The sequence below is a fragment of the Brevibacterium sp. ZH18 genome (genome assembly GCF_022748595.1).
Taxonomy (GTDB): domain Bacteria; phylum Actinomycetota; class Actinomycetes; order Actinomycetales; family Brevibacteriaceae; genus Brevibacterium.
Map to the genome: position 1 here is coordinate 71,284 of NZ_JALDSX010000002.1, position 21,086 is coordinate 92,369.

The window sequence follows — 21,086 nt, forward strand, 5'->3', positions numbered from 1 at the left end:
CTCATGCGCCCAGAGCATCGATGGCTCGGGACAGCCGGTCCTCGACCACTCGATGGAAGCTGTGCTGACGACCGTCGAGCAGGACGACCGGGACATCCCAGCCGTACTGTGCTGACAGATCGTCATCGGTGTCGATGTCGATTTCCGTCACTCTCACGTCTCTGCCCGCCACCACCTCGGTGATGGCGCTCCTGGCGGTTTCGCACAGGTGGCAGTCGGTGCGTGTGAGAAAAGTCAGTTCGACCACTGCACACTCCTCATCGGGCGACAACAAACCCCGCCGAATTCAGATTCGAGCGGGGGCGTAGGACCTTTTCCGGTCTTACTTCTTGTTGCGACGCTGGTGACGTGTCTTGCGAAGCTGCTTACGGTGCTTCTTCTTCGACATACGCTTGCGGCGCTTCTTGATGACTGAGCCCACGCGGGTACCCCTTGTGATCGTCGGTGGAGGTGAACATCAGGTGCCCACCTATTGAACTAACCGTACAATTCTATCGCCTGGCCCGCTGCTTTCCCAAAACTGTGTCGAGATCCACAGCGCGGCGCACACGATCCCCGGATTGGCGGCGTCGTCGATCGACGGCAGCGCACGCACAGTCGGAGAAGTTGCCTGTTCAGTCAGAGAAGTTGCCGGCTCAGTCGAAGTAGGCGTCGAGGCCGAAGAAGGGAAAGAGGTTCTTGCGGGTACCCATGATCGCGCGGTCGAGCTCGGACTCCGGATCGTAGCCGTTCGTCCACGGGGTGAACTCCCCGTCAAAGCCATCGGTCATCGACAGCGGCGCCTCCCGCCCGGTCTTCGTCTGCGCATAGTCGGCCCAGCGGCCGGGAATGCGGGCGGCAGGGTCGATGTCGCGTCCGGCTGAGATCGCGACCAGGTTCGTCCACGCGCGGGGCACGACGTCGATGATCGAGTAGCCGCCTCCCCCGGTGGCCAGCCATGTGCCCCCGGTGTGCTTCTCGGCGAGGTCGCGGACCCACTCAGTAGCCACGCGCATCGCGTCCACGCTCAGGCGCATATGGGTCAGCGGGTCGCTGCGGTGCCCATCGCAGCCGTGCTGGGAGACGATGATCTGCGGGTCGAATCCTTCGACGATCGCCGGGATCGTCGCATCGAAGGCGCGCAGCCAGTCCCCATCGAGTGTGCGTGGGGGCAATGCGATGTTCGCCGCCGAGGCTGCTGCCCGCAGTCCCCCGATCTCGGCGGGGAAGCCGGAGCCGGGGAAGAGGAATTTGCCGGATTCGTGCATGGAGATCGTGAGCACGCGAGGGTCGTCCCAGAAGAACTTCTCCACCCCGTCCCCGTGGTGGGCGTCGAGGTCGATGTAGACGATGCGCTCATATCCGGCCTCGAGGAACTCCGTGATCGCGCCGGCGATGTCGTTGTAGACGCAGAATCCGCTCGCATAGTCGGGCATTGCGTGGTGCATGCCGCCCGTGAAGTTCACAGCACGACGGTAGCCGCCGGAGATGATCGACTGCGCTGCGTCGACCGAGCCCTGGAATAGCATCGCCGAGGCGGCGTGCATGTTCTCGAAGCTCGGCACGTCTTCGGTCCCGATTCCGTACTTCTTCGCCTCCTCATCGGTCAGCGATGCACTGGAACCCGCCTTCTTCACAGCCGCGATGAAGCCTTCGTCATGGAGCGCTGCGAGCTTGGCCTCGTCGACTTCGCTGACACCGTTGACGTGGACATTGTCGGCATCGAAGAGACCGAAGTCCATCGCCAGCTTCGCGGTCAGGTCGAGCCTGAGGGGATGCATGGGATGGCTGGGACCGAAGTTGTACCCGGTCACCGCTTCGTCCCAGACGACATAAACATCACTATCGGCCATGGGACCAATGCTATATGGCACAGCTCACTTGCGGAGATTCGGTGCCCGTGCGATCTACCATGGTGCTTGTGCCAAAGAAATCCCAGCAGCGACTCGACCGGTTCTTGCGACCAGGCCGGTGGGTCCGCGACTTCGTCGACGACCTTGCCCTCGCCTCGCCTGCGCGTTTGGCGATCGGCTCGTTCGTTGCAGTCGTGATCCTCTTCGCGATCCTGCTCATGCTGCCCGCGAGCATGCGCGACCCAGGATCGGTCTCCGACTCCGAGCACATCGCCAATGCCGTCTTCGTGGCCGTCTCTGCGGTCTGTGTGACCGGCCTGACCCCGGTGGTGACGGAGAACTACTGGTCGGACTTCGGTGTCTCGGTCATCACCGCCGGCATCCAGGTCGGTGGCCTCGGCATCCTCACCCTCGCCTCGGTGCTGGGCATGGCGGTCTCCCGTCGACTGGGGGTCCGGCAGCGGCTCATCGCCCAGCAGGCCACGTCGGCGCTCAACTTGGGGCAGGTCGGCACACTTCTCAAAACCGTCGTCATCACGATCTTCACCGCCGAGGCGATCCTTGCGGTGCTGCTGTTCCCGCGGTTCCTCATCCGTGGAGCGAGCCTCGGCGACGCCGCCTGGTACTCGATCTTCTACTCCATCTCCTCGTTCAACAATGCCGGCTTCACGATCCACCCGGGCGGCGGCGCCTACTTCGCCTCCGATCCGTGGATCCTGTCGATGCTCATGCTCGGCGTCTTCGTCGGAGCACTGGGCTTTCCCGTCGTGCTCATGATCGCCATGCAATGGAACCGACCGAAGAAGTGGGACCTGCACACGAAGCTGACGCTGACGACGACGTCCCTGGTCCTGGCCGTCGGCCTGCTGCTCCTGCTCATCTTCGAGTCGGGTAACCCTGCCACCCTGGGTGATAAGAGCGCCGGCCACACATTCGTCGAGATCCTGTTCATGGCGGTCATGCCCCGTTCGGGAGGATTCTCGACGATGGAGATCGCGGACATGAGCCAGTCCTCGCACCTGCTCATGGACATCATGATGTTCATCGGCGGCGGGTCCTCGTCCACAGCCGGCGGGATCAAGGTCACGACCGTGGCGGTCCTGGTTCTGGCAGCCCTCGCCGAGGCTCGCGGACTGCAGGATGTCCACGTCTTCGGTCGGCGCCTGACGTCATCGACGATCAAGCTCTCGATCTCGATCCTGCTCACCGGTGCCACCATCGTCTTCATCGGGACTCTGCTGCTGCTCCAGATCAGCGCCGAACCCCTCGATCGAGTGCTGTTCGAGGTGATCTCTGCGTTCGGCACCGTGGGCTTGAGTTCAGGAGTCTCGGCCACCGCGCCAGTTCCGGGCCTGTATCTGCTGTCGGTGATCATGCTCATCGGCCGCCTGGGTACGATTACACTGGCGGCAGCCCTGTCCATGCAGGACACGGTGCGCCTGTACCGCTATCCCGAAGAAAGGCCGGTCGTTGGCTAACGAACACTCTTCAATCCTGGTCATCGGACTCGGACGCTTCGGATCATCGACGGCCGCCACTCTGGCCAAGCTCGGTCGCGAGGTCATGGCGATCGAACACAGCGCCGAACTCGTCAAGGACTGGAGCGGAAAGCTCACCCACGTCGTCGAAGCCGACGCCACGAACATCGACGCCCTGCGACAGGTCGGAGCAGGTGACTTCTCCACGGCCGTGGTCGGCATCGGCACCTCGATCGAGGACAGCGTGCTGACCACGGCGAACCTCGTCGACCTGGGCGTGGGCCAAGTGTGGGCGAAGGCGATCTCGCCCTCCCACGGCAAAATCCTCCACCGCATCGGCGCCCACCACGTCCTCTATCCTGAATCGGATGCCGGCAGGCGGGTCGCTCACCTCGTGAGCTCGCGGATGATGGAGTACATCGAGTTCGATGAGGGCCACTTCGCAGTCGTGAAGATGCGTCCGCCGCGGGAGATCCAGGGCTTCACACTCAGCGAATCGGGTGTACGCGACAAATACGGTGTGACGATCGTCGGCATCAAGAGCCCGGGCCGCGACTTCACGTACGCCGAGCCCACGACCCGGGTGGGGAAGCAGGACCTGCTCATCGTCGCCGGACATGTGGAACTGCTTGGACGCTTCGCCGGGCGGCCGTAGAGGCACCTGTCTGGCAGGGAGGCACAGGTCGCTGGCCCGGCAGGGAGGCCGGCTCGGCCGAGAGGCTGGCCGGAGCAGCGTCCGAGCCGTAAGCAGTCTTCAGATCTGATCCGGTATTACCTCTCGCCAGAACAGTTTCTTGGGTGCGGGGTCGAGCTCAATCTCCGTCGTAGAGTCCTTGCCTGACAGAAGTTGTTCTCGTGCTTCCTTCATCATCGTGACCAGTCGCCTCTCGAGCTCGGCCAGGAACCATTCGAGCGTCTCGTGCCTGCTGACCAGCGCGACTGACCGCCCCTTGACTTCGATTCCCGCATACTTGCCCCGCTCATTCGGGCCCAGGCGCGTGACTGGTGAGTCGAAGGGAAGTGTCGGCTCCTCACTGCCATTCATGTCACTGCCATTCATCTCACTGTCATTGAGCGGCAAGCCCTGTGAGAATTCGGTCAGGGCTTCACCGACGTGGTTCCATGAGCTGATCGCGTTCTCCAACCGGTGGACAAAGGACATCGTCACCGTCTCCAGTGTGTCGAAGCAGCGCTCTGGCAGGTCGTTCCAGCCGTCTGCCCCGAAGCTTGAGTCCAACCGCTCAAGCTCGTTGTCGGCCAGATCGAGGAAGTCCGGCCACAGTCGCTCAATCAGCTCCCTGCGACGCTCGAGCAGTTCCGCTTCACGCTCAAGCAGACTCGCGAGCTCATCGTCGATGGCACGGACATCACGGTCTTCGATGGGCAGATGGGCTGTGAGGGCATGAGCAGCTAACTGTGTCGCACGCAACCGCTCGAGCTTATTCAGCTCCGAGTGCACCGTCATGAGGGCGGAATGCAGGCGCGCCACTCGAAAGAACTGTTCGTTGTTGTTCACTGAGGCTCTCTTTCCGCCGACTCGCTGCGACTGCGCATCGTTGTGAAAAGAGTATGTCCCGGCACTGACACGGCCGGTTCGCACGAGGCGCCGCCCTGAACCGGTGAGCCCTGAACCGGACAGCGTTGCAGACAACGACGGAGGGGACGGCCTCAGCCGCCCCCTCCGTCTGTGTGCCTCGAGGCCTGTGTACCTCGCGCTGTCGTCGTCAGTCAAACGAATAACGATGCGAAGTGCACGTGGAATCAGTGCTCAACAGCCTCCTCGGCGCCGAATCCCGTGTGCGCACGGACATCCATCTCCGCCGCGAGCTCGGGACTCTCAACGGTTTTGTCGGTGATCGACGCGATCCAGCCGAGGATGAAGCCGAGCGGGATCGAGACGATTCCGGGATTCGACAGTGGGAAGAGCACGAAATCGGCGCCCGGGATCATCGCCGTCTCAGAGCCGGAGACGACCGGTGAGAACGCGATCAGCAGCATCGCCGATCCCAGACCACCGTAGATCGACCACACCGCACCGCGAGTGGTGAAGCGCTTCCAGAACAGCGAATAGATGATCGTCGGCAAGTTCGCACTGGCCGCGACTGCGAAGGCGAGCGCCACGAGGAACGCGATGTTCTGCCCTTGCACTCCGATGCCGCCGATGATCGCCACGGCACCGATGACGATGACCGTGCGACGCGCGATCTTGACTTCGGCATCGGGGTCTTCGACCTTGCCCTTCTTGATGACGCTCGCATAGATATCGTGCGCGAAGGACGCGGCTGCGGTGATCGCGAGGCCGGCAACCACCGCGAGGATCGTCGCGAAGGCCACGGCTGAGATGAAGCCCATGAGCAGGGGCCCGCCGAGGTGGAGCGCCAGCAGCGGTGCCGCCGAATTCACTCCTCCCGGTGCGTTCTCAATCGCATCGGCACCCACGAGGGCTGCCGCACCGTATCCGAGGATGAGGGTGAACAGGTAGAACGCACCGATGAGCCAGATCGCCCAGACAACCGAACGACGAGCTTCCTTCGCCGAAGGCACCGTGTAGAAGCGCATCAGGACGTGCGGCAGGCCGGCGGTGCCAAGCACCAGAGCCAGTGCCAGGGAGATGAAGTCGAGCGGATTCTCACCGTACTTCTGACCGGGAGCCAGAATCGCTTCACCGACGCTCGAATTGTCCACTGCGGAAACGAGCAGCGTCGAGAGGTTGAACCCGTTGAGGGCGAGCACCCAGATGGTCATCGCGAAGGCGCCGAGGATGAGCAGGACCGCCTTGACGATCTGGACCCAAGTGGTTCCCTTCATGCCGCCGACGAGCACGTAGACGATCATCAGCGCACCGACAACGGCGATGACCAGCGACTGTCCGATCTTGCCGTCGATGCCCATGAGCAGCGACACGAGGCCGCCTGCGCCAGCCATCTGTGCAAGGAGGTAGAAGAAGCAGACGGCCAGCGTCGACAGGGCTGCCGCCATCCGCACGGGGCGCTGCTTGAGCCGGAACGACAGGACGTCGGCCATCGTGAACTTGCCCGTATTGCGCATCAGCTCCGCCACGATCAGCAGGGCGACGAGCCAGGCGACGAGGAAGCCGATCGAGTAGAGGAAGCCGTCGTAGCCGTTGACCGCGATGGCGCCGCAGATGCCGAGGAACGATGCCGCCGAGAGATAGTCACCGGAGATGGCGAAACCGTTCTGGGGTCCCGTGAACGATCGTCCGCCCGCGTAGTAGTCCGACGCCGACTTGTTGTTCCTGCTGGCGCGCAGAACGATGAACATCGTCACCGCGACGAACGCTGCGAAGATCGTGATGTTGAGGACCGGGTTGTTCTCGACCTCGGTCACCCCTTGGGAGACGTGGTCGATGCCTGCGGCGAAGAAGTCGCCGATTGCCACTGTGCTCATGAGGCAGGTCCTTCCGACTGCTGCTGAAGGCGTTCACGGATCGCCGAGGCCGGCGGGTCGAGCTTCTTGTTCGCGAACGAGACGTAGAACATCGTGATCGCAAAGGTCGTTACGAACTGTAGGAGGCCGAGGATCAGCCCGAGATTGATTTCGCCGACGACTTTCGTTGCCATGAAGTCGTGTGCGTAGGTACTGAGGATGACGTAGAGGAAGTACCACGCCATGAATCCGATCGACAGTGGGATCACCACTGAGAACCGCTTTCGCTTGAGTGCTTTGAACTCGGGGGTCTCCTCCTCAACGAGGAAATCGACCCGAGTGGTCACTGGTTCGGACATGTTTTCTCCATTCGGACGTGCGTAGAACATCTGTGGTCTGAATCACACAGCCTTAACCTAACGCTCAGGTTGCGCTAGGGAATACCACCGAAAGTTGGTAGCTTATTCACATGGACGCCAAAGCTAAAGACTCACGGGCGCTCAAAGCCGAGACTCGTCGGCTCTTCGTCGAGGCCGTCGACTCTCTGCACCGGAGCGGGACCGGCGACGTCGTATTCGGAGGCATGGTCGATCAGGATGCAGTTGCCGTCGAGGCAGTGGCGGGCGCTGGAAACGATCTTCTCTCCTCGCTCATCGTCAGCACCGGACGCGGACTCGGCGGCCGAGCCATGACCGAAGGCACCCCGCAGCTGACCAGGGACTACGGAATCGACCCCTTCATCACCCATCACTACGACGAAGCGGTGCTGGGTGAAGGGATCCAGGTCCTCATCGCTGTGCCGACTCTGCGCGGCGGCGAAGTCACAGGCATGGTCTACTGCGGCCACCGAAAAGGGTACGGTGCCGCTGCTCCGCAGACGAGTGACCTGGTCAAACGCGTCCGGCAGCTGTCAATTGATCTGGGCCAGCTCGGGCAGCCCCGACCGCGCGAGGAGCAGGTCGAACCTGAGCGTCTGTACTCCGACCTCGAGTCCTCGAGCAGGGAGGCTCTTCGCCGCACCTATGCGGAGCTGCGCTCGATCCGTTCAGGCGTCGATGAGAACGAGATGCGTGAGCGGCTGACCGTAGTAGAGAATCGCCTGGCCGATATCCTCTCCGGGCACAATTCGGAACTGTTTCCGAACCTGACGCCCACTGTCAGCCTCTCCCCCAGGGAAACAGACATTCTCTCGCACGTGGCATTGGGCTGGTCGAATGCCCGGATCGCCGAGGGGCTGGGACTGCGGGAGTCGACCGTGAAGTCCTACCTGAATACGGCCATGGTCAAACTCTCGGCCGGCACCCGGCATGAAGCGGTGTCCATCGCGAGGTCGGCCGGGGCCCTCCCCTGACCCAGGCTGTCGCGCTCTCAGCCGTTGATGACCTCGGAGTTCTCTTTCTCCATTTCGAGGGAACGGTAGCCTGCAGCCTGCGCGGCCGCCTCGGCGATATCGAAGAGCCCTGCGTCGATGAAGGTCTGCAGTCCGGCCAGCGTGGTGCCGCCCTTGCTGCTGACAGCCTGACGCTGTGCGCTCGGGTCCGGCTTCTCACTCAGGAGCCGGCCGGCTCCGTCCGCAGTGGCCACGACCATCTGTTTGGCGGTCTCCTCGCTCAGTCCCATCTTCACGCCCGCGGCGATCATCGTTTCGGCGAGGAGGAAGAAGTAGGCCACTCCCGAACCGGAGATCCCTGTCATGGCGGGGATCTCGGATTCGTCCAGGGCCACGACGAGTCCAGCTCCGGACAGCAGGGTCCGCAGTGTGTCCACAGTGGTCTCGTCCACCTCGGCGGAGGGCGCGAGGGCGATGACGCCGTGCCCGATGGAACTGGGAGTGTTGGGCATGATCCGCACGATCGGGTTCTTCGGCGCCAGCGTGGCCAGGTCCGTCATCGCGACACCGGCAGCCATCGACACCAGGACTGTGTTCGCATCCAGGCTCGGGGCCAGGTCACGCACCGTATCGGCCATCATCCACGGCTTGACGCCGAGGAAGACGAAGTCCGCACCGGCGGCGGCCTTCTGATTGGCCTCGGCATCGTCTTCCAAGGAGGTGATGGTGGCACTCGGCAGATCCGCAGCGAGTCGCTTCGCCGAGGCGGCCGAATTGGTCGTCGCGCGAACGTCGAGCTTCTCGTCAGCGCTCAGGATTCCCTTGATCAGTGCCGAGCCCATGTTTCCCGTGCCGATGGAGGCGATGGAGGTCAAATCAGACCTGCCTTTCTGTGGTGGTTCAGGTGGTGTGCGTTCTGACTACGGTCTCTTGCTCGCACGTGTCTCACTGGTGCGCACATGGCTCGAGGCGTTGCGGTGGCGGTCCTCGGTCTCAAGCCCGAGGTGGGTGCGGGCGAAGGCCAGGGAGTCGGCGAGCATCTGCTCCCGGGTGGACTTCTTCGTCACGAAGCGTGTGTTGACTTCGACGACGACGTCGCCGGACCAGTTGCGTTTGGCCAGAAGCTGCAGGGTCTCGGCCACGGGCATGGTACCGGCACCGGGGATCAGATGTTCGTCCTTGAGCGAACCAGAGCCGTCGGTGAGATGGACGTGGCGGAGTTTGTCGAAGATCTCCGACACGGTCTCGACGGCGTTCATTCCTGCTGTCGAAGCGTGGGAGAAGTCGAAGGTGAGGGCATCGTAGTCTTCGTCGAGGGGGTTCCAGTCGGGGTAGTAGACGAGGACCTCGCGCACGCCTGCGCGCCAGGGGTACATGTTCTCCACGGCGAGGACGACTCCGGTCTCCTCCGACACCTGCCGCACACCGTCGACGAAGCCCAGCGCGTATTCTCCCTGCCACCTGAAGGGCGGATGCAGGACCACAGTCTTGGCGCCGACCGACTTCGCGAGATTCGCGGTGATGCGCAGCTTCTCCCAATGGTCCTTGTGCAGGACTCGGGGCAGGAAGAGCAGCGTCGGTGCATGCAGGGACATGACCTCAAGGCCCGTTTCCGCAGCCAGACCGTTGATGAGGTCGACGTCGCGGGTCTCGGCATTGTGGGTGACCATGATCTCAACACCGTCGTAGCCGTGTTTGGCCGCTTGGGCGAAGGTCTCTGCCACGGTCATCGGGGACACCGAGGAGCTGGAGAGTCCGATTCGGATCTGGTGGTCCGAACTGTGCTGGGTCTCGTGGTCGTAGACCTCATGGCTGTCGAAGTACTCACGGTTGCGTCGCGAATTGGACCGCGCAGAATTCTTAGCGGTGTAGACCTTACGTGCTGACTTCGACCGTTTCGCCCTGCTCATCTCACCCAGTTTAGTCCTCGAAGATTTCATATTCCCTCAGAAAGCATAAGCCCTGAGGTCGCTAAGCTGGATCAATGACTGATTTTCGAGTTCGCCGGGCCCGCGTCGATGATGCCGCCCCCATCGCCGACATCCACATCGCAGCGTGGACGACTGCCTATCGCGGCATCATGGCCGACGAGATCCTCGACTCCCTCGACCTCGACCGACAGACCGCTGGTTGGACCCGCAGCCTCAGCGATGAGACCAGCCCGATGTCGACGCTCGTCGCGGTGCAGGGACAGCGTGTCCTCGGCTTCGGCGGGGTGTGCCCGCCCCGGGACACCGCCGAGGTGCTCAGCCAGCTTCCCGAGGCCTCCGGACTGGGACAGCTCGCGGCGATCAATCTCCACCCAGAGGCGTTCGGCTCCGGCGCCGGAGCGCTTCTCCTCCACGCTTTGGAGGACGAGCTGCAGGCCCTGGGGTTCACCCGCGCCTATCTCATGGTCGCCGAAGGCAACGACCGGGCGATGCGCTTCTATGCCAAACACGGCTGGCACCGCACGGAGATCACCCACGTCTTCGACGGAGTGTCCCCGGCGGTGCCAGAGCGCATGTTCACGATCAACCTCGGCTGAGGCCCACCTCGGCGAGGTACGGCCTCGACCGAAGGTCAGCCGTAGAGTTCTTCGACGTCCTCGTCGACCCAGTTCTTCGACTTCTCGACGGCCTTGTTCCACAGGCGGTAGGCGCGAGCGACCTTGTCCTCGTCCATCGACGGCAGCCAGCGCTTGTCCTCGCGCCAGTTGTTCTTCACGTCCTCCTCGCCGTTCCAGAACTTCACCGCGATGCCCGCGGCGTAGGCCGCACCCAGGGCCGTGGTCTCGACGACCTCGGGACGGATGACGGGCACGCCGAGGAGGTCGGCCTGGAACTGCATGAGCGTTTCGTTGGCGACCATGCCGCCGTCGACCTTGAGCTCGGTGAGCTTGACACCCGAATCGAGATCCATTGCATCCAGGACCTCACGGGACTGGAACGCCACCGATTCGAGAGCCGCACGCGCGATGTGGTTTTTGTTGACATAGCGGGTCAGACCCACCATCACACCACGGGCGTCAGACTCCCAGTGCGGGGCGAAGAGCCCGGAGAAGGCAGGCACGATGTAGCAGCCACCGTTGTCATCGACGTTCTTCGCAAGCGTCTCGACTTCGGGAGCCTCGGAGATGATTCCGAAGTTGTCACGCAGCCACTGCACGAGTGATCCTGTGACCGCCACGGAGCCTTCGAGGGCGTAGACAGCCTCGGCGTCGCCGATCTTGTAGGCCACGGTCGTCAGCAGACCGTTCTTGCTGGCCACGGGCTCATTGCCGGTGTTGATGAGCATGAAGTTGCCGGTGCCGTAGGTGTTCTTGGCCTGGCCCTTCTCGAAGCACGCCTGACCGAAGGTCGCCGCCTGCTGGTCGCCGAGGATGCCGCAGATCGGGGTGTCGATGATGAGGCCGTTCTTGGCGCCGTAGCCGTACACCTCCGAACAGGACTTGATCTCCGGGAGCATCGAGACGGGGATGCCCATGTCGCCGGCGATCTCCTCGTTCCAGTCCAGGCTCTTGACGTTCATGAGCATCGTGCGCGAGGCGTTCGTGACGTCGGTGACGTGGACTCCGCCGTTGACGCCGCCGGTGAGGTTCCAGAGAACCCAGGTGTCCATGGTCCCGAAGAGCAGTTCGCCGGCTTCAGCGGACTCCTTGACGCCCTCGACGTTGTCGAAGATCCACTTGGCCTTCGGTCCGGCGAAGTACGTCGCCAGGGGCAGGCCGACACGTTCCTTGTACTTGTCGGGCCCTTCGTCTCCGGCGAGTTCTTCGCAGATCTTCTGGGTCCGTGTGTCCTGCCAGACGATGGCGTTGTAGACGGGTTTTCCGGTGTTCTTGTTCCAGATGACCGTGGTCTCACGCTGATTCGTGATGCCCACACCCTCGAGCTGGTGGCGGTTGATGTCGGCACGGGTCAGGGCCTGACCGATCGCCTCATTCGTGTTCCTGATGATCTCCAGCGGGTCGTGTTCGACCCAGCCGGCGCGGGGGAAGATCTGTTCGTGCTCGAGCTGGCCCGAGGACACGATCTGCCCGTCGTGGTTGAAGACGATGGCCCGCGACGAGGTGGTTCCCTGGTCGACGGCGAGGATGAACTTTTCCTGACTCATGCTGACTCCTATGTCGAGGTGATGCTGTGGATTGCTGGTGACTCAGACGAGGGTCTGATGGCTCAGACGAAGGCTCGGGAAAGCAGACCGGCGATGATGGCGCCGACCAGGGGCCCGGCGATCGGGACCCACGAATAGGCCCAGTCCGAGCTGCCTTTGTTCGGGATGGGCAGCAGTGCGTGGACGATGCGGGGGCCGAGGTCACGTGCCGGGTTGATCGCGTAGCCGGTGGGGCCGCCCAAGGAGGCGCCGATGGCGACGACGAGGAGGCCGACTGCCAGTGGTCCCAGCTTGTCGGGGGTTCCGCCGAAGAGCAGGATGACGAACACGAGGACGAATGTGGCGATGACCTCGGTGACGAAGTTCCAGCCGTAGCTGCGGATCTCAGGACCGGTCGAGAAGGTTCCTAGGATGTTGCCGGCGTCCTTCTCCTCGTCGTAGTGCTTCTTGTACACAGCCCAGGCGAGGACCGCACCGATCATGGCGCCGATCATCTCGGCCGCGAGATAGGCGACGGTGTTGACGAAGTTGACCGGAATGCCGTCCGCGTATTCCGGTGCTCCGCTCGCGAGGATGCCGAAGGTCACCGCCGGGTTGAGGTGCGCTCCGGTCTTGAATGCGACGAAGACACCGGCGAAGACTGCGAGGCCCCAGCCGAACGAGATGAGGAGCCAGCCCCCTCCGTTGCCCTTCGTCTTGCCCAGAACCACATTGGCGACCACGCCGACGCCGAGCAGCATGAGCATCGCCGTTCCGCCGATCTCATAAAGGAAAATAGTACCCATATCTCACAAACTCCTATGTCTGTCCTGCTTCTCGGATTTACGGTTTCGGTGTTTCCTCGACGAGTGCCGCAGCTGCGGCATCGTCGTGGGTGGATTCGGCGGCGATCTGTGCGTCGACGTGAGCATTGAAGTCAGCGATCTCCTTCGCCTCCCGCTCATCGTCCCACCCGAGGATCGGGGCGGCGATCGCGGCGACCGCCTCGGCGGCGCTCTTCCCCCGGTCCCGGACCTCGTAGTTCAGCCGCATCCGCCGCTCGAGGATGTCGGCAAGATGGACGGCACCCTCCGAGGCTGCTGCGTAGTGAGCCTCGACGCGCAGGTAGCGCTCTGCCCCGGTCAGAGGCCGACCGAGATCAGGGTTCTCGTCGACGAGATCGAGGATGTCCTCGACGAGGGTTCCGTAGCGGCGGATGAGCCGCTTGACACGATCTTCGTCCCACCCGTATTTCTCGGCGATGCCAGCTTGTCCGCGTCTCACAGCACCAACGCCTTGGGCGCCGAGCAGCGGAACCGATTCGGTCAGTGAGCGACGGTCCTTCGCATCGTCGCCGAGGGCGAAGTCGACGGCGTCTTCGGCCATCACCCGATAGGTCGTGTACTTTCCACCGGCGATCGCAGACAAGCCGGGTTCGACCTCCATCACCGTGTGCTCGCGGGAGACCTTCGTCGACGCCTGTCCCTTCTTGGCTACCGGCTGGAGCAGCGGGCGCAGACCCGAGTAGACGCCGATGACATCATCGCGCGTCAGCTTCTCCGCCAGAATCGCATTTGCGTGCTTGAGCAGGTAGTCGATATCGTCCGACGTCGCCACCGGCGCATCGACATCCTGGTCCCACGGTGTGTCGGTGGTGCCGATGACCCAGTAGCCCTCCCACGGAATGACGAAGAGCACGGACTTCTCGGTCTTCGAGATGATGCCGGTTCCCGGGTCAGCCTTGATCTTGTCCTGATCGACCGTGATGTGCACGCCTTTCGACGCCAACACCTTCAGACCGGCGTCGGCCTTGGCCAGGTCCTGCTGCTCCTCGGTCCAGACGCCCCCGGCGAGGATCGTGCGGCGGGCGTGGATGTCGAACTCGCGGCCGGTCATCTCATCTCGGGCACGGACGCCGGAGACCCTATCGCCGTCGTGAAGGTAATCGATGACGGACACGTGGTTTGCCGCTGCCGCACCGTAGCTCGCGGCCGAGCGGATCAAGGTCATGACAAAGCGCGCGTCGTCGACCTTCGCGTCGTAGTATTCGAGCGCGCCGACGGCCGCATCATCGGCCAGCCCCGGGAAGTGCGCGGTCAGAGCCTTCTTGCCCAGGTGGCGGTGCATCGGCACAGCGCGTTTGCGCCCCGGCCGAGTCGCCATCGTGTCGTAGAGGAGAACGCCGGAGCCGATGAAGGCCCGGTCGATGAGGCGGTGTTCGAAGGGAAAGACGAAGGCGACTGGCTCCACCAAGTGCGGGGCCGTGTGCTGGAGGAGGAGATCGCGTTCCTTGAGCGCCTCGGCCACGAGCTTGAAGTCGAGCATCTCGAGGTAGCGCAGCCCGCCGTGCATGAGCTTCGATGACCGTGAGGATGTGCCCGAGGCCCAGTCCTTCGCATCGACGACGCCGACATTGAGCCCGCGCGTCGCCGCATCGAAGGCCGATCCGGCGCCGGTGACACCACCACCGACGACGAAGACGTCGAGCGGGTCGCTCGGCGTCGTAGATTCGAGGGTGTGCAGGGCTTCATCGCGGAACGATGGGGAGAGTTCGCCATTTTGCATATGCTGTTCGTTTCCTTCGTCGACCATGGCAGACCGGTGGGCCGTCAATCATTATTGCGCCCCCTTGCACGTGTGAGTGCGATCAGGGGCCGTTGAGAAAAACCTAGCAGAGAACCTTCAGGTAAGGGCTCGTTCGTCGTCGGCGCTGCTCACACCAGCTCCACGCGCATCGCCGATGACATCTCGGCAGAGTCGAGCAGATCGAGCTTGCGCATGATGATGCCCTCACGCAGCGCCCATGGGGAGATGTTCATGACGTTGACGTCGAAGATCGTGAACGCCGCCTCGGCGACGATGGCTCCGGCGAGCACCTGGCCGGCACGGGCCTGGGACACTCCTGGCAACGTCGCCCTCTCCTCCGGTGTGCGGGCGGCAAGAGTGTCGATGATCCCCGCGAGATCACGGCGGAAGAGTTTGCGCGGAGCGTAGATGCCGTCCCCGCTGGGAGCGGCCCCGGCGATCCGGGCCAGCGAACGAAAGGTCTTCGACGACCCCACCACCTGATCGGCGGTGCCCACGCGGTTGATCTTGCCGGCGATGCGGCCGATCTGAGATCGGGCGTATTTGCGCAGCTCATGGATGTCATCCGCGCTGGGCAGCGGATCGGGGAGGAAGTCCGAGTAGGTGCGTCCGGCACCCAAGGGCACGGACACCGCTGCCTGCGGGTACTCGTCCTGTCCGGCTGCGATCTCGAGCGATCCGCCGCCGATGTCGAAGAGCAGGATCTTGCCTGCCGACCATCCGAACCAGCGACGGGCGGCGAGGAACGTCACCCGCGCCTCGTCCTTGCCGGACATGACATTGAGGGTCACTCCCAGCTGAGCGTTGATCGATTCGATGAGCTCGCTGCCGTTCGGGGCATCCCTGACCGCCGAGGTGGCGAAGGCCAGGATCTGCTCCGATCCCTGATCTTCGGCGATCTCGACAGCCTCGGCGATGAAGTTGTGAAGCTTCTCCTGGCCCTCGGCGTCGATGTATCCGTCATCGCCGAGGTGCTCGGCCAGACGCAGGATCTCTTTGTGGGAGGTGGCGGGCAGGGGCGGGGCTCCGACGTGAGCGTCGACCACGAGGAGGTGGACGCTGTTGGACCCGATATCGAGGACTGCTAGGCGCATTCGCTCAGTTTAACCTCAGATATCGGCGCAGTCCTATACATTCGATAAGTCCTACGCGTCGGCCCAGTCAGTGGCGCGGAAGCCGAATTCGGGCGGGCGCTTCGCGAAGAACGCCTCCTGGCCGCGGGCGATCTCTGCTCGGTAAGCCTGGTCGAGCCACTGCGGCGGGTCTGCATCCTCCGTCAGCTGCCCGTCGAGGACGGCCTTCGAACCGACCTGGCTCAGGCGGGAGAGTCCGACGATCTTCTCCCCCATCGCCTGTGCCGAGGCCAGCGGAGTCTCGGAGACCTCGTGGAAGAAGCCGAGCTCGCGCATCGTCTCGAATTTCACGATCGAGGCGGTGACCAGCAGGTATCTGGCCCAGGAGTCACCGAGCACGGTGGCCAGGCGGCGAGTTGGTCCCGGTGGGTAGACGAGGCCGAGTTTCGCCGCAGTGACGCCGAAGATCGAACCGGGGGCCGCGATGCGGATATCGCAGGCCGCTGCGATCTCGGTGCCGCCGCCGACGCAGTTGCCGGTGATGGCGGCGATGGTCGCGGTGCGCGCATTGGCCACGGCCGCCTCGGCGGTGGAGTTGAGGTCCCAGAAATCATCCAAGGGAACATTGAGGTCCGCAATGTCGGACCCGGCGGAGAAGTGCCCCGCCGCTCCGGTGATCACCAGTGCGCCGATCGAGTCGTCGGCGTCGACGCCGGCGATGATCTCCGGCAGTGCCCGCCACATCGGGCGGGAGATGGCATTGCGCTTTTCGGGCCGATCAATGACGAGGGTTCCGACTCCACCGGAGACGGTGAAGTCGAAACCCTCGAGATCGACCGGACGGTAGGTGCCGTCAACGGTCATGTGTCATGCCTTTCAGCTGTGACTATAAAGCGGTGGCGATTCAGCCCCGGTTGTCCGGGACCTCGCGCTGTTCCTCACCGTCGTAGGCGCTCAGCGGTCGGATCAGGGCGTTGTTCGCCTGCTGCTCCATGATGTGAGCGGTCCAGCCGGTGATGCGGGCCATGACGAAGATCGGTGTGAACTGATCGGTGTCGAAGCCCATGAGGTGGTACGCCGGACCCGACGGGTAGTCGAGGTTCGGGTAGATTCCCTTGCGGCCGACGAAGTCCTCTTCGAAGGCGTTGTAGAGATCAAGGAGATCGGTTGCACCCTTGGCTTCGACCATGTCCTCGAAGGCCTTGCGCATGGTCGGGACGCGCGAGTCGCCGTTCTTGTAGACACGGTGTCCGAAGCCCATGATTTTGGCCTTCTTCGCCAGTGCATCGTCGATCCATGCCGAAGCCTTGTCAGCGGTGCCGACTTCTTCGAGCATCGCCATGACAGCCTCATTGGCACCACCGTGCAGGGGTCCCTTGAGGGCACCGACGCCACCGGCGACGGCCGAGTACAGGTCAGACGTCGTCGAGGTGATGACACGGGTGGTGAACGTCGAAGCGTTGAACGAGTGCTCCGCGTAGAGGATCATCGAGATGTCAAAGCAGCGCACGACCTCCTCGGCGGGAACCTCGTCGAAGACCATCTTGAAGAAGTTCGCGGCGTAGCCGAGGTCCTTCGTCGGTGCGACGGGGTCGAGTCCGTGGCGACGGCGGTGGTCGATGGCCACGATCGTGGGCAGCTGGGCGTAGAGACGCTCGGCCTTGGCCAGGTTGGCCTCTTCGCCTTCGACGTCAGCCTCAGGATCGACAGCGCCGAGGTAGGCCACGGCCGTCTGCACGACGTGCATCGGGTGGCAGTCCTTGGGCAGGTCGAGGATGAGCTGGACGAGCTTGTCGTCGATGCCGCGCTGAGCACGCTCACGGGACTTGAACTCCTCGAGCTGAGCCTCGTTCGGGAGCTCACCGTTCCAGATCAGGTAGGCGACGTCTTCGAAGTTGCGCTTGGCAGCGAGTTCCTGGACGGGGTACCCGCGGTAGGTCAGCGAGTTCGTTTCCTGGACTACCTTCGAAACGGCCGTGGTGTCGACGACGACGCCCGCAAGACCTTTTTTGATTTCTTCGGTCACTGGTGACCCTCCTGTGAAAAGTTGAATACGGCTGCGTCAAAATCGTTGTACGCAGCGTAGTCGATCGTGTCGTAGAGGTCCGCACGGGTCTGCATTCCCTCGAGCAGGTCCACCTGGGTGCCCTGGTCGCGAATGGTCTGCAGGCCCGATTTGATCGCACCCATGGCGAGACGCAGAGTTGTGACCGGGTAGATCACGACTTTGACTCCGACGTTCGCCAACTGCTCGGTCGTGAACAGTTCGCTCTTTCCGAATTCTGTCATGTTCGCCAAAATCGGAACATCCACGCTGCTGGCGAATTTCTCGAATTCGCTCAGGTCCCGCATGGCTTCGGGGAAGATCAGGTCCGCTCCGGCGTCGACATAGGCCTTCGCGCGGTCGATCGCCGCGTCGAGTCCTTCGCCTGCACGGGAATCGGTGCGGGCGCTGATGACGAAGTTCTCATCTCGACGCCCCTTGACGGCGGCTTTGATGCGCTTGCTCATCTCAGCAGCAGTGACAACCTCTTTGCCGTCGAGGTGGCCGCAGCGCTTCGGGTTGACCTGATCCTCGAGGTGCATCCCCGAGATTCCGGCGTCTTCGAATTCCTGGATGGTGCGTGCCACGTTCATTGCTTCGCCCCAGCCGGTGTCGGCGTCGATGAAGGTCGGCAGGTTCGTCACCCGGGCGATGTTGCGTCCGTGATCGGCCACCTCGGTGAGTGTGGTCAGTCCGATATCGGGCAGGCCCATGGCTGCGGAGAAGGCACCGCCGGAGATGTAGACGCCCTCGAATCCGGTCTGCTCGATGATCTGAGCGTTGATCGGATTGATGGCACCGGGGAACTGGACGATCTTGTCGCCGGCGAGGAGCTCACGGAATTTCGCGCGGCGCTCGGCCGGTGTTGCGGTTGCCCCCAACATCAGAAGATGCCCTTCGAACCGGTGTGCTCGAGTCCGTCGACGGTGAAGCTGAGTTCGGCAACACCCTTGGCGTCGAGGTTCTCGAGGTTCTCGGCCAGGTCGATGAAGCGGGTCTGCTCGGCACCGGTGAGGATGCCTTCGGACAGGGTCTTGAACTTCTCGATGTAGTTCGCGCGGGCGAAGGGACGGGCACCGAAGGGGTGTGCGTCGGCCACGGCGATCTCGTCGACGAGTGTCGAACCGTCTTCGAATTCGATCTCCACGCGGCCGCCGAAGGCCTTCTCATTGGGATCGGTCGAGTGGTAACGGCGCGTCCACTCCTTGTCTTCGGTGGTCTCGATCTTGTGCCACAGCTTCACGGTTTCGGGGCGCCCGGCACGCTCGGGTGCGTAGGAGCGCTCGTGGTGCCAGCCCTGATCCTCCATGGCCACGGCGAAGATGTACATGATCGAGTGGTCGAGGGTCTCGCGGCTGGCCTTGGGATCCATCTTCTGCGGATCGTTGGCGCCGGTGCCGATGACGTTGTGCGTGTGGTGCGAGGTGTGGATGACGATGCGCTTGATCTTCGTCAGGTCCTCGATCTCGCCGCCGAGCTTGCGGGCGAGGTCGATGAGCGCCTGCGCCTGGTACTCGGCCGAGTGTTCCTTGGTGTAGGTGTCGAGGATCGCGCGCTTGGCCTCACCCTTGCCGGGCAGAGGAATCGTGTAGCGGGCTTCAGGACCAGAGAGGATCCAGGCGATGAAGCCGTCTTCGCCTTCGTAGATCGGGTTGGGAGCGCCTTCGCCGCGCATCGCACGGTCGACTGCTTCGACGGCCATCTTGCCGGCGAATGCGGGAGCATGCGCCTTCCAGGACGAGATCTCGCCCTTGCGGGACTGACGGGTCGCGGTGGTCACGTGCAGGGCCTGCTGGATCGCCTGGAAGGTGACTTCGGTGTCGAGTCCGAGCATGGCGCCGATGCCGGCGGCCGCCGACGGGCCGAGGTGGGCGACGTGGTCGATCTTGTGCTCGTGCAGGCACATTCCCTTGACCAGGTCGACCTGGATCTCATAGCCGGTGGCGATGCCGTTGATGAGGTCCTTGCCATTGATGCCCTTGTGCTGAGCAACGGCGAGGACCGGCGGGATGTTGTCGCCGGGGTGCGAGTACTCGGCGGCGAGGAAGGTGTCATGGAAGTCGAGCTCACGCACGGCCACACCGTTGGCCCAGGCTGCCCATTCCGGGGAGAAGTGCTCGCCCAGGGGCAGGCCGAAGACTGTTGCACCGGGTGTGTACGGGTGGGTCTGCGCCTGCTCGCGAGCGTGCAGCGGGGCCGAGCGGCGCACCGAAGCGGCTGCCACGGAGGCATTGTCGATGACGCGGTTGATCACCATTTCGGTGACCTCTGAATCCACCGGAGTCGGGTCTGAGGCGACCTCTGCGATCTTCCAGGCGAGTTGGTCTTCGCGAGCCAGGTTCTCTGAGCTCTTGTGCGTGCGGACTTCATGATCGATCATGGTTAACCCCTTCAAACGTCCTTGACCGTTCAGGTCTGAGAGTGGCTGACACAACTGTAGGCTACGTCACTTCACTGTCACGGTCTGGCCAGAATTTTATCTCGACATCAAGATACTTTACCCGACCGGTCCTGCCTCCGACCAGTGGGCTGCTCTGAAGTTCTGCGGAATGGGAATCCGGACCTCTTCTGCCACGGATCACGATGTGGGACGATGGCATCATGACTCGCACTGCCCTTGACTTCGACGAGAACTGGTTCGGCGACGAGGAGTTCGCCCGGTTGCGCCGACGCATCCCGATCCCCTATGTCAACGCCGTTCCCGTCCGGGTCGGAGAATCCGGAACTGTCGAGCGCATCGGTCTGCTTCTGCGCAGCCTCGACGATGGCACGCTGGGTCGTGAGGTCGTGGGCGGACGCATCCGCTTCCACGAGAGCATCCGCGCGGCGCTCATGCGGCACGCGGAGAATGACCTCGGGCCGATGGCTCTGCCGGTCATCCCGCCGGCGATCGCGCCCTTCCACATCGCTGAGTATTTCCCCACCGAGGGCTCGTCTCTGCTCCACGATCCGAGACAGCACGCGATCTCGATGTGCTTCATCCTGGAAGTGCGCGGCGAATGCACGCCCCGCGCGGACGCACTCAGCCTCGACTGGCTGACTCCGGAGGAGACGCTGAGCCCCGAAATCACCAGCGAACTCTGCCACGGTCAGGAACACGTCCTCCGCTACGCCCTGGCCCACATGGGCTTCGCGATCTGAGAGCCTCCAGCGCCCTGCTGTACAGTGGGTGCCACGACAGGGGAGCGCCGAAAGGGGCGCTGAGAGTGCAGATGAAGCTGCAGACCCTCGAACCTGATGCGGTTAGCACCGCCGAAGGAAGTCGAGACTCTTCTACCCCTC

General features: G+C 63.2%; 21 protein-coding genes and 1 riboswitch. Of the genes, 5 read left to right on the plus strand and 16 right to left on the minus strand.

The genetic code is table 11. The features are described 5' to 3' along the window. Nucleotide 1: 1 nt before the first annotated feature. The 3 genes from MPN20_RS01240 to MPN20_RS01250 all read right to left on the minus strand — a co-directional run bounded on the left by MPN20_RS01240 (nt 2) and on the right by MPN20_RS01250 (nt 1,832). Nucleotides 2-247 carry a glutaredoxin family protein gene (locus tag MPN20_RS01240; protein WP_242778428.1) on the minus strand — a complete coding sequence of 82 codons (246 nt, stop codon included), beginning with the start codon at nt 245-247 and terminating at the stop codon, nt 2-4. 75 nt (nt 248-322) lie between these two features. Continuing rightward, nucleotides 323-421, minus strand: a complete 99-nt coding sequence (locus tag MPN20_RS01245) for an AURKAIP1/COX24 domain-containing protein (protein WP_009882927.1) — start codon at nt 419-421, stop codon at nt 323-325. A 214-nt stretch (nt 422-635) separates the two neighbouring features. Further along, on the minus strand, nt 636-1,832 hold the full coding sequence (locus tag MPN20_RS01250; RefSeq protein ID WP_242778431.1) for an acetoin utilization protein AcuC: 1,197 nt from the start codon (nt 1,830-1,832) through the stop codon (nt 636-638). 59 nt (nt 1,833-1,891) lie between these two features. Between MPN20_RS01250 and MPN20_RS01255 the strand changes: the two genes are divergently transcribed. Next, nucleotides 1,892-3,310, plus strand: a complete 1,419-nt coding sequence (locus MPN20_RS01255; protein ID WP_242778672.1) for a potassium transporter TrkG — start codon at nt 1,892-1,894, stop codon at nt 3,308-3,310. Continuing rightward, the gene (locus MPN20_RS01260; RefSeq protein ID WP_242778434.1) at nt 3,303-3,965 is read left to right on the plus strand and encodes a TrkA family potassium uptake protein; all 663 of its coding nucleotides are present in this window, start codon (nt 3,303-3,305) and stop codon (nt 3,963-3,965) included. The genes MPN20_RS01255 and MPN20_RS01260 overlap by 8 nt, the downstream gene beginning before the upstream one ends. A gap of 99 nt (nt 3,966-4,064) precedes the next feature. On the opposite strand, the gene MPN20_RS01265 is transcribed toward MPN20_RS01260, so the two are convergent. The 3 genes from MPN20_RS01265 to MPN20_RS01275 all read right to left on the minus strand — a co-directional run bounded on the left by MPN20_RS01265 (nt 4,065) and on the right by MPN20_RS01275 (nt 7,056). Beyond that, the gene (locus MPN20_RS01265; RefSeq protein WP_242778437.1) at nt 4,065-4,826 is read right to left on the minus strand and encodes a hypothetical protein; all 762 of its coding nucleotides are present in this window, start codon (nt 4,824-4,826) and stop codon (nt 4,065-4,067) included. Nucleotides 4,827-5,071: 245 nt separating this feature from the next. After that, entirely contained in the window at nt 5,072-6,718 is a 1,647-nt protein-coding gene (locus MPN20_RS01270; protein ID WP_242778441.1) for a cation acetate symporter, read from the minus strand. Next, nucleotides 6,715-7,056 (minus strand): DUF485 domain-containing protein, encoded by a 342-nt coding sequence (locus tag MPN20_RS01275; protein WP_242778443.1) that lies wholly within the window; start codon nt 7,054-7,056, stop codon nt 6,715-6,717. Before MPN20_RS01275 ends, MPN20_RS01270 begins: the two co-directional genes overlap by 4 nt. A gap of 110 nt (nt 7,057-7,166) precedes the next feature. Here MPN20_RS01275 and MPN20_RS01280 point away from each other — a divergent pair, with 110 nt between their 5' ends. Next, on the plus strand, nt 7,167-8,048 hold the full coding sequence (locus tag MPN20_RS01280) for a LuxR C-terminal-related transcriptional regulator (protein ID WP_242778446.1): 882 nt from the start codon (nt 7,167-7,169) through the stop codon (nt 8,046-8,048). Between the two features lie 17 nt (nt 8,049-8,065). Here the strand turns inward: MPN20_RS01280 and proC are convergent, their stop codons facing one another. Together proC and MPN20_RS01290 are read right to left on the minus strand one after the other, a co-directional pair. Further along, nucleotides 8,066-8,902 (minus strand): pyrroline-5-carboxylate reductase, encoded by an 837-nt coding sequence (gene proC / locus MPN20_RS01285; RefSeq protein ID WP_242778449.1) that lies wholly within the window; start codon nt 8,900-8,902, stop codon nt 8,066-8,068. Between the two features lie 45 nt (nt 8,903-8,947). Further along, complete coding sequence (locus tag MPN20_RS01290) at nt 8,948-9,937, minus strand: sugar phosphate isomerase/epimerase (RefSeq protein ID WP_242778451.1); 990 nt, start codon at nt 9,935-9,937, stop codon at nt 8,948-8,950. A 74-nt stretch (nt 9,938-10,011) separates the two neighbouring features. Here MPN20_RS01290 and MPN20_RS01295 point away from each other — a divergent pair, with 74 nt between their 5' ends. Next, a complete protein-coding gene (locus MPN20_RS01295; protein ID WP_242778454.1) occupies nt 10,012-10,554 on the plus strand; it encodes a GNAT family N-acetyltransferase in 543 nt (180 codons plus the stop codon). Nucleotides 10,555-10,589: 35 nt separating this feature from the next. On the opposite strand, the gene glpK is transcribed toward MPN20_RS01295, so the two are convergent. The 8 genes from glpK to MPN20_RS01335 form a co-directional block, all read right to left on the minus strand. Further along, complete coding sequence (gene glpK, locus MPN20_RS01300) at nt 10,590-12,122, minus strand: glycerol kinase GlpK (RefSeq protein ID WP_242778457.1); 1,533 nt, start codon at nt 12,120-12,122, stop codon at nt 10,590-10,592. Nucleotides 12,123-12,184: 62 nt separating this feature from the next. Beyond that, nucleotides 12,185-12,907 carry an MIP/aquaporin family protein gene (locus MPN20_RS01305; protein WP_242778461.1) on the minus strand — a complete coding sequence of 241 codons (723 nt, stop codon included), beginning with the start codon at nt 12,905-12,907 and terminating at the stop codon, nt 12,185-12,187. Between the two features lie 37 nt (nt 12,908-12,944). Further along, nucleotides 12,945-14,666, minus strand: a complete 1,722-nt coding sequence (locus tag MPN20_RS01310; protein ID WP_242778464.1) for a glycerol-3-phosphate dehydrogenase/oxidase — start codon at nt 14,664-14,666, stop codon at nt 12,945-12,947. A gap of 149 nt (nt 14,667-14,815) precedes the next feature. After that, entirely contained in the window at nt 14,816-15,781 is a 966-nt protein-coding gene (locus MPN20_RS01315) for a Ppx/GppA phosphatase family protein (RefSeq protein WP_242778467.1), read from the minus strand. Between the two features lie 51 nt (nt 15,782-15,832). Continuing rightward, nucleotides 15,833-16,624, minus strand: a complete 792-nt coding sequence (locus MPN20_RS01320; RefSeq protein WP_242778470.1) for an enoyl-CoA hydratase/isomerase family protein — start codon at nt 16,622-16,624, stop codon at nt 15,833-15,835. A 40-nt stretch (nt 16,625-16,664) separates the two neighbouring features. Continuing rightward, on the minus strand, nt 16,665-17,786 hold the full coding sequence (locus MPN20_RS01325; protein WP_242778473.1) for a bifunctional 2-methylcitrate synthase/citrate synthase: 1,122 nt from the start codon (nt 17,784-17,786) through the stop codon (nt 16,665-16,667). After that, nucleotides 17,783-18,688, minus strand: coding sequence for a methylisocitrate lyase (gene prpB, locus MPN20_RS01330; RefSeq protein WP_242778477.1), 906 nt, complete (start codon nt 18,686-18,688; stop codon nt 17,783-17,785). The genes MPN20_RS01325 and prpB overlap by 4 nt, the downstream gene beginning before the upstream one ends. Further along, nucleotides 18,688-20,184, minus strand: coding sequence for an MmgE/PrpD family protein (locus MPN20_RS01335; RefSeq protein ID WP_242778480.1), 1,497 nt, complete (start codon nt 20,182-20,184; stop codon nt 18,688-18,690). The genes prpB and MPN20_RS01335 overlap by 1 nt, the downstream gene beginning before the upstream one ends. Before the next feature lie 221 nt (nt 20,185-20,405). Here MPN20_RS01335 and MPN20_RS01340 point away from each other — a divergent pair, with 221 nt between their 5' ends. Then, nucleotides 20,406-20,945 carry a DUF4916 domain-containing protein gene (locus MPN20_RS01340; protein ID WP_242778485.1) on the plus strand — a complete coding sequence of 180 codons (540 nt, stop codon included), beginning with the start codon at nt 20,406-20,408 and terminating at the stop codon, nt 20,943-20,945. A gap of 28 nt (nt 20,946-20,973) precedes the next feature. After that, nucleotides 20,974-21,082: riboswitch (TPP riboswitch) on the plus strand. The last annotated feature ends 4 nt before the right edge of the window (nt 21,083-21,086 follow it).